Genomic DNA, 12,699 nt, shown 5'->3' on the forward strand with positions numbered 1-12,699 from the left:
GGTCACGCGGCGTACAGAGAGAACATGCGCCGGGAAGAGCCCGTCGAGGCCCTGCTCGCCGAGGCGCTGCTGCGTGCGGTCCGCACCACCTCGGCCTACGGCGGCGTGCTCTACCTGCGCTCGGCGGACGGCCGGTCGCTGGTGCTGAGCACCGTCACCGGGGTCCCACCGCACCTGCTGAGCGCCTTCCGGCACATCCCGGTGGCCGCTCCCCTGCCGGTGGCCGAGGCGTACCGGACCGGCCGCACGGTGCAGGTGGCGGACGCCGACGACACCATGCGGCGGTACCCCCGGCTGGCCGTCGGGCTGCCGTACGTGCACGCCTTCGCCTGCACGCCGATCAGCGTCGACGGGCGGTCGCTCGGGGTGCTGGCGGTGCTCTGGCCCAGCTCGGCGGTGCCGCCGCCGGGGGCCAAGCGGCAGCTGCGGGCCACCGCCAACCGGCTGGCCGCCGCGCTGGGCGGGCGGGTGCCGGCCGTACCGGGCAGCCCGGTGGTGGTACCGCTGCCCACCACCGGCGGCCCAGCGCCCCGGGCCGGTGGCCTGGACTGGCGGCTCGCCGACGGCCGGATCACCGCCGACCCGGCCCTGCTCGCCGTGCTGGGCCTGACCCCGGACGACTTCGGCGGCCGGGCCGAGGACCTCACCGAACGCCTGGAGCCGACGGACGTCGAGCCGCTGCTGGCCGCGCTGGCCGCGGACGCCCCGTTCACCCTCCGGGTCCGGCTGCGGGACGGCCGGCACTGGCTCGACCTGCACGGCCGGCCGGGCCGCCCGGGCACGGTCGGCCTGGTCGCCGTGGACACCGATGCCGCGACCGCCGCGGTGGCCGCGGTGGAGCGGCTGCGCGACGGGGTGGTGGCGCTCGACCCGGATGGGCGGATCAGCTACCTCAACCACGCCGCCGAGCTGCTGCTGGAACTCGGCCGGGAGGAGCTGACGGGCCATCACCCCTGGTCCGCGCTCCCGTGGTTGGCCGAGCCGGCCTACGAGGACCGGTACCGCTCCGCGATGCTCGCCCAGCAGCCCACCGCCTTCCTGGCCTGCCGCCCGCCCGGCCACTGGCTGGCCTTCTCGCTCTACCCCGACGCGCACGGCCTGACCGTACGGATCGTCCCGGCCGGGCCGCCGGGCGCGCACCGCACCGCCCTGCCGGAGGCCCCGCCGGCCACCCCCGCCACCCTCGGGGCCACCTACTACCTGCTCCAGCTGGCCAGCGCGCTGACCGAGGCGGTGACGGTCAAGGAGGTCTGCGACTGCGTGATCGACCAGATCCTGCCGGGCTTCGACGGCCAGGAGATGGCGCTCTACCTGGCCCGCTCGGGCCGGATGCACCTGGTCGCGCAGACCGGCTACCCCGAGGGCTTCCTGACCCCCTTCGAGGGCACCCCGATCCGGGCCCGGCTGCCGGGCACCGAGGTGTTCAGCACCGGTGCGCCCGCCTTCTTCGAGTCGCCGGACGAACTGCTCGCCGCCTACCCGGGCATCAGCCAGGACGAGATGCGGTCCTGGGCCTTCCTGCCGCTGATCGCCTCCGGCCTGCCGGTCGGCAGCTGCATCCTGGGCTTCGACCGGCCCCGGAAGTTCACCAGCGAGGACCGCTCGGTGCTCACCGCACTGGGCGGCCTGATCGCCCAGGCGCTGGAGCGGGCCCGGCTGTACGACGCCGAGTTCGCCCTCGCCCGGGGGCTGCAACAGGCCTTGCTGCCGCACCGGTTGCCGGAGGTGCCCGGACTCGCGGTGGCCGCCCGCTACCTGCCGGGCACCCGGGGGATGGAGATCGGCGGCGACTGGTACGACGCGATCAGCACGCCCGCCGGGGTCTGCCTGGTGATCGGGGACGTCGAGGGGCACAACGTCGGCGCCGCCGCCACCATGGGCCAACTCCGCAGCGCGGTCCGGGCGTTCGTCACCGGCGGCAGCCCGCCGGACGAGGTGCTGACCCGGACCAACCAGCTGCTGCTCGACCTCGATCCAGGGCTGCTGGCCAGCTGCTGCCTGCTCCGCCTCGACCCGGCCACCGGCCGGGTGCTGGCCGTCCGGGCCGGCCACGTGCCGCCGCTGCTGCGCCTCCCCGGCGGCGACACCGAGCCGCTCGACCTGGCCGGCGGTCCGCTGCTCGGCATCGACTCGGACGCCGAGTACCCAGGCACCGCCCTGGAGTTGCCGGTCGGCGCGATCCTGGCGCTGTTCACCGACGGCCTGATCGAGCGGCCCGGCGTCCCGCTCGACGAGGGCCTGGACCAGCTGCGCACCGACCTCGCCCACTCCCCCGCCGCCGGGCTCGACGCACTGGCCGAGCACCTGCTGCGGGACGCCCGGCGGTCCTCGCACCGCGCCGACGACGTCGCCCTGCTACTGGCCCGCCGGACGGCGGGCTGACTCCGCGCACGGCGGCGGCCCGGCCCCGTCGGTACGGGGCCGGGCCGCTGTCGGTGCGTCAGGTCAGCGGGCGGCCACGGCCGCGGCCAGGCCGTTCGCCCAGAGGCTGTTGACCCGGTTCTTCTCGGTCGTGTTCGGGTACGGGTTGGTGCAGGAGGTGCCGGGGCCGCCACCCGACATCAGCTCGCTGCACGGGCCCGAGTAGTGGTCCGGCAGACCGAGCACGTGGCCGGTCTCGTGGGCGGTCACCCGGGTCGAGTTGTACTGCTGGTTCTGCCGGTAGTCGAGGAAGATGTAGCCGCGGCCGTGGCCGTCGGTGCTGGCGTAGGAGCCGCGCGAGTCGTTGCCCTCGTAGTAGCGGAAGTCCGCGTTGGTGCCGGCCCGGAGCTGGACGTTGCGCACCGAGCCGTTCCAGATCGAGGCACTGTTGGCGATCTGGGTGCGGAAGGTCGGCGCGCTGCTGGCGTCGTAGGTGACCGCCACCACCAGCAGGTACGGGTTGGCCGCCTGCTTGGCCAGCGCGGACTTCATCACGGCCTCCTGGAAGGCCTTGACGTCGGCCTGCTCGGAGGCCGATCCGGTGTACTGGGCGACCGCCTGCGGCTGGGGGGCCGCGCTCGCGACGGGTGCGGCCAGCAGGCCCGCGGACAGGCCCAGGGTGACGGCCACCGCGGCGGAGAGCATCGAGCGCTTCATCTGGGGACTCCAGTTCATTTCTTCCAAAACCCCTGTGGGGCAAGAGTTTTGGGAGTGGGGGACGGACTGTCGTGCCACTGAGCTTCGGCCACCGGCACCGGCCGGCGGATGATGCCAGCCGGAGATAGTGCCGCCCTATACCCCCTCCGGGCGTCTCTGACATGTCCCTGGCGTGAATCCCCGGTCGGCCGTATGCTCCCGCTGTGGAGCTCGAGGTGAGACACCTTCGTGTGCTGTGTGCGATCGCCGACACCGGCAGCGTCCGGAAGGCCGCCCGGCAGCTCGGCACGAGCCAGCCCTCCGTCAGCACCCAGCTGCTCCGGATCGAACGGGCCCTCGGCGGACGGCTGTTCACCCGCGAGCGGACCGGCAGCCGGCTCACCCCGCTCGGCCACACCGTGCTGGCCCGGGCCCGGACGATCATCACCGACATGGCCGAACTGGTCAGCGCCGCCCGCCAGGAGGCCGACGACACCGAGCAGATGACGCTGCGGATCGGCAGCGTCGGCAGCCGCGCGGTGGCCAGCTGGCTGCGCCGGGTGCACGCCAGACTGCCGGACACCCGGACCACCATCCGGATCGACATCTCCGCCAACGCCCTGCTCCACCTGGTCGCCGCCGACCAGCTGGACATCGCCCTGGTGCACGAGAGCGAGGGCTTCCCGCTCCGGCTGCCCGCCGAGGCCGAGCACCGGGTGCTGATCGCCCGCGAACCGCAGTTCGTCGCCCTCGCGCTCAGCCACCCGGCGGCCGGCTCGCCGGTGGTGCGACTGGAGGACCTGGCCGCCGACGCCTGGATGGTCGACCCGACCGCCGACCACGAGTACGCGGCGCTCTGCCGGGTGCTCTCCGAGGCCGGGCTCAGCCCCCGGGTGGTCCAGGTCAGGGACAACGCCACCGCCGCCGAGCTGGTCGCCTCGGGCGAGGCCGTCCGCCCCTGCCAGCCCACCTCGCTGCCCGGCCCCGGCACGGTGATCCGCCCGGTCCACGGCAACCCGTTCAGCGTCCGGCTGCTGCTGGTCTGGCGCCCCCGCGCGCTCAGCGCCCCCGCCTTCGACGGCCTGTACGCCGATCTGCGGGCCGCCTACCTGGACCTGGCCGGGACCAACCCCTCCTACCTGGCCTGGCTGCTCAGCAACGACAGCTCGCTGCCCCGGCTGCTGGCACACTGACCCGCCGACCGCCGAGCGGACCCCCCTGGACGAACAGTCTTCGCGCAGATAGTCTTCGCATAGACAATCAAGCCGTGGAGGCCACCATGTGGACGTACCAGCACAGCATCGAGACCGACGCCGCAGCCGAGGCGATCTGGCGGCTCTGGGCCGACGTGGACGGCTGGGGCGGGTGGAACGCCGAGATCGAGAAGATCGACTTCCGGGGCCCGTTCGCCGTCGGCGCCACCATCGCGATGACCCCGCCGGGTGAGGACCCGATCGAGCTGACCGTGGTCGAGCTCGGCGAGGGCGAGCACTTCACCGACGAGGCCCGCTTCGGCGGCCTGGTGCTGCGCACCACCCACCGCCTGGTGCCGCTCGGCGCGGGTCGCACCGAGGTGGTCTACCGGATGGAGATCAGCGGCGAGGGCGCCGACCAGGTCGGCCCGGAGATCGGCCCCGGCATCACGGCCGACTGGCCCGACACGATGGCCGCGCTGGTCGCGCACGCGGCCCGGGGCTGACCCCGTGCAGCCGGCCGAGAGTCCCGGTTTCCTGCTCTGGCACGCCACCCTGCGCTGGCAGCGCGGGATCGCCGCCGCACTGGCCCCGCTCGGCCTGACACACGTTCAGTTCGTGCTGCTCGCCTGCACCTGGTGGCTGAACGGCCAGGGCGAGCACCCCAGTCAGCAGGCGCTGGCCCGGCAGGCGGGCACCGACGTGAAGATGACCTCCCAGGTGCTGCGCACCCTGGAGGCCAAGGGCCTGGTCGGCCGTGAGGTGGACCCGGCCGACAGCCGGGCCAGGCGGCTCCGGGTGACCGCCGCCGGGGCCGAACTGGCCCCGCGCGCGATCGCGGCCGTCGAGCAGGTCGACACCGAGTTCTTCAGCCCGGTGCCGCGGGACACGGCGGTCGCACTGCTCGGCCGGCTCGCCCACCCCGAGGACTGACGGCACCTCAGGACGGCACCTCAGCCCAGCAGGTCGCTCATCGAGGCGGCCATCGCGCGGACGAAGGCGTCCCGGGTCGGCCCGGCCACCAGGTCGAGCGAGAGGTAGGGGTTCAGGTCCTCCAACTCGACCAGCAGCAGGTCGCCTTCGGCCGTCCGGCAGGCGTCCACCCGCTGCACGCCGTGGTCGAGCGAGTTCCAGTCCACGAAGGTCCGGGCGAACGCCAGGTCGGCGGCGGTCGGCCGGTACGGCTCCAGCTGCCAGCGGGCGTCCGGGTCCGGGGCGTACAGCGCGTACTGGAACTCCCGGCCGACGAAGTAGAAGGAGACCTCGTACCGGAAGTCGATCCGGGGCTGCAGCAGGGTCGACCCGTCCAGCTCCAGCTCGGCCAGCGCGGCGGCCGGGAGCACCGTGAGCCCTATCGAGTCGGCCCCGAGCTTCGGCTTGCCGACGTACTCGGCGACCTCGGGCAGCCGGCCGAGGTCGGCCCGGTCCGCCACGGTGGGGATCACCGGGAGGCCGGCGGCGGTCAGGTCGAGCAGGTACTGCTTGCCCGCCATGTCGCCCCGGCCGTGCAGCGGGTTGAAGACCCGGGTGCCGCTCGCCAGCGCCCGGGCCCGGAACGCGTCGTAGCCCTCCTGGTAGTGCAGCACCGGTCCGCTGTTGCGGACCACCGTCAGGTCGAAGCCGTCCATCAGGGCCGCCGCGTCCAGCGGGTGGCAGAGCGCCAGCTCGAACGAGCCGCGCAGCGCGGCCGACAGGGCGATGTCCTCGTCGCAGTAGCGGCGGCCCCGGGCCGGGTAGGTCAGGTCGGTGACGTAGAGGACACGGGACATCGGCGGAGCTCCGTTCGGCAGGTGCGGCCCACCCTACGTCCGGCCGCCGAACGTCCGGTCGTCCGGGCCCGCCGGGTCGTCCGGCTGGAAGATCTCCTCGACCGCCCGGCCGAAGAACCGGGCGAGGGCGAAGGCCAACGGCAGCGCCGGGTTGTACCGGCCGGTCTCGATCGCGTTCACGGTCTGCCGGGAGACCCCGAGGATGGTGGCCAACTTCTGCTGGGAAAGCCCGAGTTCGCGGCGCAGCTCGCGCACCTTGTTGCGCACACCGGAGAACGTAGGGGCGCCCCCGACAGTGCGTCAAGGGTGCTTTACACACCCCACCCCACCGGGACTACCATCTGTGAATGACGGACACCTCGGAGAGAGCACGGGAACTCGCGGACCTGGCGGCCCGGTTCCCGCAGTTGCACGCGCCCCAGCGCTGGGCCTGGGGCGGCATCGACGCACAGTTCTCGGCGGCGCTGCCGCCCGACGAACTCATCACCAACATCCACCTGGTGGGCTTCTCCGGCGACCAGGTGGTGCTCTGCCGGGACGCCCGCGGGCACTGGTTCCTGCCCGGCGGCACCCGGGAGGCGGCCGAGAGCATCGAGAGCTGCCTGGCCCGCGAGCTCCGTGAGGAGGCCGGCGCCCGGCTGCTCGGCGAGCCGGTCTGGATCGGCGCCCACCGCTGCGTCACGGATCACCCGGTGCCGTACCGCCCCTGGCAGCCGCACCCGGAGAAGGCGTGGCTCTGGGGCTGGGCCGAGGTCACCGTGGACTCCGAGCCGAGCAACCCGGACGACGGCGAGCAGGTGGTCGAGGTCCGCGCGATGGACCCGGCCGAGGCGCAGCGGCTGCTCACCCACCACCGCGAGACCTGGTGGCGCGAACTGGTCGCGCTGGCCGTCGAGTCCCGGGTCGGCGCGCACTGACGGCCCCGTCGCCCCGGACGCCCACCGTTTGCCGACCGGGCTAAGTCCGCATCAGGTCCTTGACCAGGCTGGTCATCCGGGGCGACGGGGCGACGTTGAGCTCGCGTTGCAGCAGGCCCCGGTACTGCTGGTAGCACCGCAGGGCGCTGGCGAGGTTGCCCTCCGCGAGGTGGACCTCGATCACGATCCGGTGGGCGGTCTCCCGGATCGGGTCGATCGAGACGGCGGTCAGGGCGGTCTCCAGCGCGGCCAGGTACTGCTCGGCCCGGTGCAGCTGGTGGGCCAGCGCCTCCAGTGCGTGCAGACGGGTCTGGTCCCAGCGCTCGCGTTCGAGCAGCAGCCAGTCCTCCGTCCAGCCCGGCAGCAGCTCGCCGCTCAGGGCGTCGACCAGTGCGGCGCAGCTGGCGGGCAGCGGGTCGAGCCCGGCGAAGATCTGCTGTGCGGCGGCCCCGGCGGTGTGCAGGTCGACCCGGACGGCCGGGGCCAGCCGGAGCCGCTGGCCGACGCTGTCGATCGCGGTGGTGCCGCCCAGCAGGCGGCTGCGGCAGAGTGCCGAGCGCAGGTTGGCGGCGGCCCGCCAGCTGGTGCAGTCGGGCCAGAGCTGTTCCGCCACGGTGATCCGCTGGGCCCCGCCGACGCCCTGTAACGCCAGGAAGGCCAGCAGGTGCTGGGCACCCGCCGGGAGGGGAATCCTGGTTCCGGCGCAGCTGACCTCGAAGCCCCTCAGCAGATCGAGGCACACGCCACTCCACGGCACAACCACCACTGTGCCGCTGCGGGGAGTTGGCCGCACCTGCTCGGCGGCGTGCCGCCCGCGTCGCCGCCGCGTTCCGTCGGCGTTGCGCCGCCGTGCGCCCGGTGTACCACCCGCCACCCGGAGCCGCCCCGCCAAGGGTGCGCCCGGTTCGGCGGGCCGGCTGCGCAGCGCGGGCGGGACGCGCCGGTGACGGACCGTCGACGCGGCCGGAACGCCGCGCCGACCGACCGGACGGAGTTGCCGAACGGGCGGGTCGGACCCTGGTGCCATGACCGACCGTGCAGAAGTCCCCCCGGACGCCGGACCGGTCCTGCCCAGGGCGGTCCTGCGGGACCTGCCGGGACGGGACGGGTGGCTCGGCGACCCCGAGGTGTGCGTCGCCGTGCTGGACGGCCCGGTGGATCTCGACCACCCGTGCTTCGCCGGGGCCGATCTGACCCGCCTGGACACCCTGGTCGGCCAACCGGCCGGTCCGGGGCCGATGTCGCTGCACGGCACCCATGTCGCCAGTCTGCTGTTCGGCCAGCCGGGCAGCCCGGTGGTCGGCGTCGTGCCGCGCTGCCGGGGGCTGCTGCTGCCGGTGTTCACGGACGCGGCGGACGGCCGGGTGCCCCAGCTCGACCTGGCCCGGGCGATCGAACGCGCGGTCCAGGAGGGCGCCCAGGTGATCAACGTCAGTGGCGGTGAGCGCAGCCAGGACGGCCGGGCCGAGGGCGTGTTGGAGCGGGTGCTGCGACGCTGCGCGGAGAGCGGCGTGCTGGTGGTCGCGGCCGTGGGCAACGACGGCGGCGACTTCGTACAGGTGCCCGCCGCGGTGCCCTCGGTGCTCGCGGTCGGCGCCGCCGGGCCCGGTGGCGAGCCGCTGGAGCTGAACAACTACGGCGCCGCGTACGCCGGCAACGGCGTGCTCGCCCCCGGGCAGGACGTGCTCGGGGCCGCCCCGGGCGGTGGCACGGCCGCGCTGACCGGCAGCAGCTTCGCCACCCCGCTGGTGGCCGGCGCCGCCGCCCTGCTGGTGGCGGCCCAGCTGGCCGAGGGGCGGGCCGCCGATCCGGGCGCGGCGGGCCGGGCGGTACTGGCAAGCGCGGCCGGCACGCCGTGCTCGCCCGACGACTCCCCGGCGTGCCGGCGCCGGCTGGTCGGCCACCTGGACATCGCCGCCGCCCACCGGCTGATCTCCACCGGGGCGGACAACTCCCCGGTCGAGCAGCCGAGTTCACCGGCAGAGGCCACCGTCCTGGCACTGTCCGCCCGGCCGGCGCCCCGGCCGGAGCAGCCGATCCCGCCCGAGCCCGGCGTGAACGCGGCCGGCCCGACCGGGACGCCCCCGTCCGTACCGAACCAGGGAGTCACCACCATGGACACCGAGACCCTGCCCGCCACCCCGGCCGAAGCCCCCGTGGCCGCCCCCGAACCACCCGACCGGTCCGGGGTCACCGCCTCCGCACCGTGCAGCTGCGGTGGCGCGGACGCCGCCGCCCGGCCGGAGCCCGCCCCGGTGGCCGTCCAGCCCCCGCCTGCGCCTCCCGACCCGGCTCCCCGCGACCCGGCACCCCGTGATCCGGTGCCCCGCGGCGTCCGGCCGTCCTGCGGCTGCGGCGGTGGCGGGGCCCGACCGCTGGTGTACGCGATCGGGGAGATCGGGGTCGACTTCCAGACCGAGGCCCGCCGGGACACCTTCCGCCAGCAGATGGCCCCCGTCCCCGGCCGGCCGACCGAGGAGGGCGAGTCGACCGAGCTCCCGCCCAACCCGTACGACCCCGGACAGCTCTACGACTACCTGCTCTGGAACCCGTGGGCCTCGGACAAGCTGACCTGGACGCTGACCATGGACAGCACCCCGATCTACGCCCTGGAGGCCGAACCGGCGGCCGGCCTGGACTGGAGCACCCCGGTGCTCGCCCCCGAGGAGCTGGACCAGGACGCCCTGGAGCTCGCGGTCGGCCGCCCGGCCGAACTCGCCCGGATGCTGCGCACCCTGGCCGCCCCGCCGGTCTCCACCGTCTACCGGGTGTTCCGGGACGCGATTGTCGGGCAGGTCCGGCCGAAGCACGACCCGGCCGGGTACGTGTCCCGGGTCTCGGTACCCGGTGTGCTGACCGACCGGACCACCCGGCTGTTCTCCGGGCAGGTGGTGCCGGTGGTCGAGGTGAAGAGCCGGGGCCTCTACACCTGGAACGAGACGGCGCTGATCGACTCGGTCCTCGGGGCGGTCCGGGAGGACTCCAGGGCGCGCGGGGTGACCATCGAGGACGTCTCGCTCGGCAAGACCGTCCGGGCCTTCCTGGACAAGATCTACTACCAGTTCCGCAACCTCGGGCAGAGCTCGGCCGACCGCGCGCTCAACTACGCGGGCACCAACGCCTTCCTGTTCGGCAGTCAGCTGAGCGAGGGCCTGCTCTCCGCCAAGCACGTCCCCGGCCCGGAGGACCGGCTCTACGCGCTGGACTCGATCAGCGTCGCGAAGAGCCCGTACTGCCGGATGGGTTCCGACTGCCAGGACGTGGTGGTCCGCTTCTTCGACCCGGAGGACGAGCGGCGTTCCCGGGTGACCTACCTGTTCACCATCGACGTGAGCGACGAACTCCCGGTCAGCCTGGCGCCGACCCACCAGTTCCTCGGCGACATGTGACGCCCCGGGAGACCCGCCCGCACCGACGCCCCCACCGACAGAGAGGCCCAGCGATGAACACCCCCGTGCGAACGCCGAGCGCGCGAGCACCCGGCACCACCCTTCCGCCGCAGGCCCGGCCGGTCCGCCGGGACGCCTGGACGGCTCCGCAGGCCCACCAGGACGGCGCCGGTGTGGCGGCGGCCGCCAAGTCCCGCTGCGCCGGTCTGCCCGGGCTGGCCCGGCAGATGTGCTACGCCGCCCGGTACGGCGCCTGACCCCCGACCCCGACTCGTGTGAGGACTGATCACCATGACCATCCATCAGACGCCTGCGCTCCAGCTGCCGCCGCAGGCGCTCCCGGTCCACCGCACCCGGGTGGCGGCCACCGCCGCGCTCGGCACCGCGGCGGGCGTCGAGGCCGACGGCATCCTGGAGTGGCTGGGCAAGCAGGCCGACAAGATCCTGCCCATCCCGGACATCGACCCCGGCGGCATCGTCGACTGGATCGGCGGCCTGTTCTGAACGGCCGTCACCCCTACCCGGAAGACCCGATGAAGGAGGTATCCGATGACCATCGAGACCAGCAGGGACGGCGGGCGCCGCCCCGCCACCCTTCAGCTCCCACGGCAGGCACTGCCCGTCGACCGGACCGGCGCGGCGGCGGGTGCCCTCGGCGCCACGGCGGGCGTCGAGGCCGACGGGTTCTTCGACTTCCTGAAGCCCGTCCTGCCCGCCCTGAAGTCCGTCCTGCCCGGGCCGGTCGGCTCGGTGCTCGGGATGCTCGGGCTCTGACCGGCCACCCGCGCCGGTGGCGGTGGCCCGGCCGCTGCCACCGGCGCGCTGAACCAGGAGAGGCGAAGCCATGCCACGCAACCTGCCGCTCCGGCGGCCGATCGACCGCCGGGAGCCGTACCCGCCCTATCTGGTGGTGACGGGCGACCAGTTCGTCCAGCAGGCCGACCCGGTCGGCCCGAGCGGGAACGCCCCGCTCCGTCAGCCCGCGCTGGCCCGGATGATGCGGGCCCGGTCGGCCCCGGCTCCGGGCGCCCCGTCCCTCGCCGCGCCGCCCAGGGCCGTGCTGCCCGGGTTGGCGGAACCGGACGAGGTGGTCCGGATCATGGACGGGGTCGGCGGCATGTTCGGCTCGTCCACCGGTGACCCGAGCCCCTGGACCGGCGGCCTCCGCACCCCGGGCGGCTGTCGCCCGCGCTGAACCACCACCCGGCAGTAGAACGCGTCTCAGGAGGCAGCCATGCTCCGGTCGGAGCTGTTCAGCGGTACCCCGGACCTGGCCCAGGTGGCGGCCGGCGCCCGGAAGATCCAGGCCCCGGAGTCCTCCGCCTCGGTGGCCACCGTCCAGCAGGCGCTGGTGACCGTCGGCGGGGCGCTGCCCACCTTCGGGGTGGACGGCCGGTTCGGCGCCGAGACCGGCGCGGCGGTCGGCACGTTCAAGGCCGACCGCGGCCTCCGTCCCTCCGATCCGGTGGTCGGCCCAGGCACCGTCGGCCGGCTGGACCTCGAACTCACCTTCCTGGACGGCACGGACACTCCCTCGGTGCTCGCCGACCCGGCCCTGCCGGCCCGTGAGCCGTTCACCGCGAGCGTGCTGGACGTCGTCCACCCGGATCTCGACATCACCGGCAAGGTGCTCCAACTCCTGGAGCTGGGCGATGAGTTCTGCTTCTCGATGTCGATGGCGATCCTGGACGCCCCCAAACTCGCCAGCTTCGTCGGGCGGTTCGTGGAGCCGCACATCAACGCGGACTTCTGTGCCAGGAACGGCCCGTGCAGTCCGGTCGACGACTTCTTCGACACCCTCAACAGCCCGGCCCCGTACACCGCGTTCCTGCTCGCCCACAATCCGGCCGTGCCCCCGGCCGTGGTGGCCCAGATCGGCGCGAGCGTGCGACCGGACATCCTGAGCCACCGTCCGGGCCGCCCGGCGGAGTGGTACGAGATCAAGCCGCTCTCGCCGTCGGGGGTGACCGAGGGCATCGCCAAGGGCGTCAAGCTCCGGTCCAACTACGAGAACAACGGCTTCCCGTACCGGCCGGGGAAGACCTACACCCCGAGCCCGACCATCCCGCTGATGCGGTTCATCACCCCCGAGGGCGAGCACCTGGAGCTGGTGATCGAGGCCCGGCGGCTGCTGCCCGGGCTGCTGTTCTACCGGCTGTGCATTCGCGGCGACTACGTGCGCTTCTTCAACCGGGTCCGGCTGGCGGCCGGGATCCTGGCCGTCCTGGCCGCGCTGGCGCCGGAGCTCGCGGCGGCGGGCGCGGTGGCCGAGGAGGTGGCCGCCTTCGTCGCACTGGTCCAGTCGATCGCCGAGGGCCTCGGGGTGCTGCTGCCCGCGCTCACCGCGCTGTGAGCCGGACGCCCCGGGCCCGCT

Annotated in this window: 15 protein-coding genes; 11 read left to right on the forward strand and 4 right to left on the reverse strand. The window is 74.2% G+C overall.

Features of this window, described 5'->3' with window-relative positions:
* Positions 1–24 precede the first annotated feature (24 nt).
* A complete protein-coding gene (locus OHV05_RS06340) occupies positions 25–2,382 on the forward strand; it encodes a SpoIIE family protein phosphatase (RefSeq protein WP_405016759.1) in 2,358 nt (785 codons plus the stop codon).
* 63 nt (positions 2,383–2,445) lie between these two features.
* On the opposite strand, the gene snpA is transcribed toward OHV05_RS06340, so the two are convergent.
* Positions 2,446–3,078: a snapalysin gene (snpA, locus tag OHV05_RS06345; RefSeq protein WP_405016760.1), complete on the reverse strand. Its 633-nt coding sequence runs from the start codon at positions 3,076–3,078 to the stop codon at positions 2,446–2,448.
* Between the two features lie 215 nt (positions 3,079–3,293).
* On the opposite strand from snpA, the gene OHV05_RS06350 reads away from it, so the two are divergent.
* The 3 genes from OHV05_RS06350 to OHV05_RS06360 all read left to right on the forward strand — a co-directional run bounded on the left by OHV05_RS06350 (position 3,294) and on the right by OHV05_RS06360 (position 5,183).
* Positions 3,294–4,250 (forward strand): LysR family transcriptional regulator, encoded by a 957-nt coding sequence (locus OHV05_RS06350; protein ID WP_405016761.1) that lies wholly within the window; start codon positions 3,294–3,296, stop codon positions 4,248–4,250.
* 74 nt (positions 4,251–4,324) lie between these two features.
* Positions 4,325–4,756 (forward strand): SRPBCC family protein, encoded by a 432-nt coding sequence (locus OHV05_RS06355; RefSeq protein WP_403041216.1) that lies wholly within the window; start codon positions 4,325–4,327, stop codon positions 4,754–4,756.
* 4 nt (positions 4,757–4,760) lie between these two features.
* Entirely contained in the window at positions 4,761–5,183 is a 423-nt protein-coding gene (locus OHV05_RS06360; RefSeq protein ID WP_405016762.1) for a MarR family winged helix-turn-helix transcriptional regulator, read from the forward strand.
* A 20-nt stretch (positions 5,184–5,203) separates the two neighbouring features.
* Here OHV05_RS06360 and OHV05_RS06365 read toward each other — a convergent pair whose 3' ends face one another.
* On the reverse strand, positions 5,204–6,019 hold the full coding sequence (locus tag OHV05_RS06365) for a hypothetical protein (protein ID WP_405016763.1): 816 nt from the start codon (positions 6,017–6,019) through the stop codon (positions 5,204–5,206).
* Between the two features lie 33 nt (positions 6,020–6,052).
* On the reverse strand, positions 6,053–6,286 hold the full coding sequence (locus OHV05_RS06370; protein ID WP_405016764.1) for a helix-turn-helix transcriptional regulator: 234 nt from the start codon (positions 6,284–6,286) through the stop codon (positions 6,053–6,055).
* 80 nt (positions 6,287–6,366) lie between these two features.
* Between OHV05_RS06370 and OHV05_RS06375 the strand changes: the two genes are divergently transcribed.
* Positions 6,367–6,936, forward strand: coding sequence for an NUDIX domain-containing protein (locus tag OHV05_RS06375; protein WP_403041220.1), 570 nt, complete (start codon positions 6,367–6,369; stop codon positions 6,934–6,936).
* Between the two features lie 40 nt (positions 6,937–6,976).
* Here the strand turns inward: OHV05_RS06375 and OHV05_RS06380 are convergent, their stop codons facing one another.
* A complete protein-coding gene (locus OHV05_RS06380) occupies positions 6,977–7,678 on the reverse strand; it encodes a BTAD domain-containing putative transcriptional regulator (protein WP_405016765.1) in 702 nt (233 codons plus the stop codon).
* A gap of 283 nt (positions 7,679–7,961) precedes the next feature.
* On the opposite strand from OHV05_RS06380, the gene OHV05_RS06385 reads away from it, so the two are divergent.
* The 6 genes from OHV05_RS06385 (at position 7,962) to OHV05_RS06410 (ending at position 12,678) form a co-directional block, all read left to right on the forward strand.
* Positions 7,962–10,325, forward strand: a complete 2,364-nt coding sequence (locus OHV05_RS06385) for a S8 family serine peptidase (protein WP_405016766.1) — start codon at positions 7,962–7,964, stop codon at positions 10,323–10,325.
* Positions 10,326–10,378: 53 nt separating this feature from the next.
* The gene (locus tag OHV05_RS06390) at positions 10,379–10,582 is read left to right on the forward strand and encodes a hypothetical protein (protein WP_405016767.1); all 204 of its coding nucleotides are present in this window, start codon (positions 10,379–10,381) and stop codon (positions 10,580–10,582) included.
* A 34-nt stretch (positions 10,583–10,616) separates the two neighbouring features.
* Complete coding sequence (locus OHV05_RS06395; protein WP_405016768.1) at positions 10,617–10,829, forward strand: hypothetical protein; 213 nt, start codon at positions 10,617–10,619, stop codon at positions 10,827–10,829.
* A 45-nt stretch (positions 10,830–10,874) separates the two neighbouring features.
* The gene (locus OHV05_RS06400; protein WP_405016769.1) at positions 10,875–11,099 is read left to right on the forward strand and encodes a hypothetical protein; all 225 of its coding nucleotides are present in this window, start codon (positions 10,875–10,877) and stop codon (positions 11,097–11,099) included.
* A 70-nt stretch (positions 11,100–11,169) separates the two neighbouring features.
* Positions 11,170–11,520, forward strand: coding sequence for a hypothetical protein (locus tag OHV05_RS06405; RefSeq protein WP_405016770.1), 351 nt, complete (start codon positions 11,170–11,172; stop codon positions 11,518–11,520).
* A 39-nt stretch (positions 11,521–11,559) separates the two neighbouring features.
* Positions 11,560–12,678: a peptidoglycan-binding protein gene (locus OHV05_RS06410; protein ID WP_405016771.1), complete on the forward strand. Its 1,119-nt coding sequence runs from the start codon at positions 11,560–11,562 to the stop codon at positions 12,676–12,678.
* Positions 12,679–12,699 lie beyond the last annotated feature (21 nt).

This window comes from Kitasatospora sp. NBC_00070 (genome assembly GCF_045041205.1).
Lineage (GTDB): Bacteria > Actinomycetota > Actinomycetes > Streptomycetales > Streptomycetaceae > Kitasatospora.

Excerpts from the sequence above, each read along its gene's own strand:
- OHV05_RS06400 (WP_405016769.1), top strand. The coding sequence starts at position 10,875 with ATGACCATCGAGACCAGCAGGGACGGCGGGCGCCGCCCCGCCACCCTT.
- OHV05_RS06365 (WP_405016763.1), bottom strand. The coding sequence starts at position 6,019 with ATGTCCCGTGTCCTCTACGTCACCGACCTGACCTACCCGGCCCGGGGC.
- OHV05_RS06410 (WP_405016771.1), top strand. The coding sequence starts at position 11,560 with ATGCTCCGGTCGGAGCTGTTCAGCGGTACCCCGGACCTGGCCCAGGTG.
- OHV05_RS06375 (WP_403041220.1), top strand. The coding sequence starts at position 6,367 with ATGACGGACACCTCGGAGAGAGCACGGGAACTCGCGGACCTGGCGGCC.
- snpA (WP_405016760.1), bottom strand. The coding sequence starts at position 3,078 with ATGAAGCGCTCGATGCTCTCCGCCGCGGTGGCCGTCACCCTGGGCCTG.
- OHV05_RS06385 (WP_405016766.1), top strand. The coding sequence starts at position 7,962 with ATGACCGACCGTGCAGAAGTCCCCCCGGACGCCGGACCGGTCCTGCCC.
- OHV05_RS06395 (WP_405016768.1), top strand. The coding sequence starts at position 10,617 with ATGACCATCCATCAGACGCCTGCGCTCCAGCTGCCGCCGCAGGCGCTC.
- OHV05_RS06405 (WP_405016770.1), top strand. The coding sequence starts at position 11,170 with ATGCCACGCAACCTGCCGCTCCGGCGGCCGATCGACCGCCGGGAGCCG.
- OHV05_RS06340 (WP_405016759.1), top strand. The coding sequence starts at position 25 with ATGCGCCGGGAAGAGCCCGTCGAGGCCCTGCTCGCCGAGGCGCTGCTG.
- OHV05_RS06390 (WP_405016767.1), top strand. The coding sequence starts at position 10,379 with ATGAACACCCCCGTGCGAACGCCGAGCGCGCGAGCACCCGGCACCACC.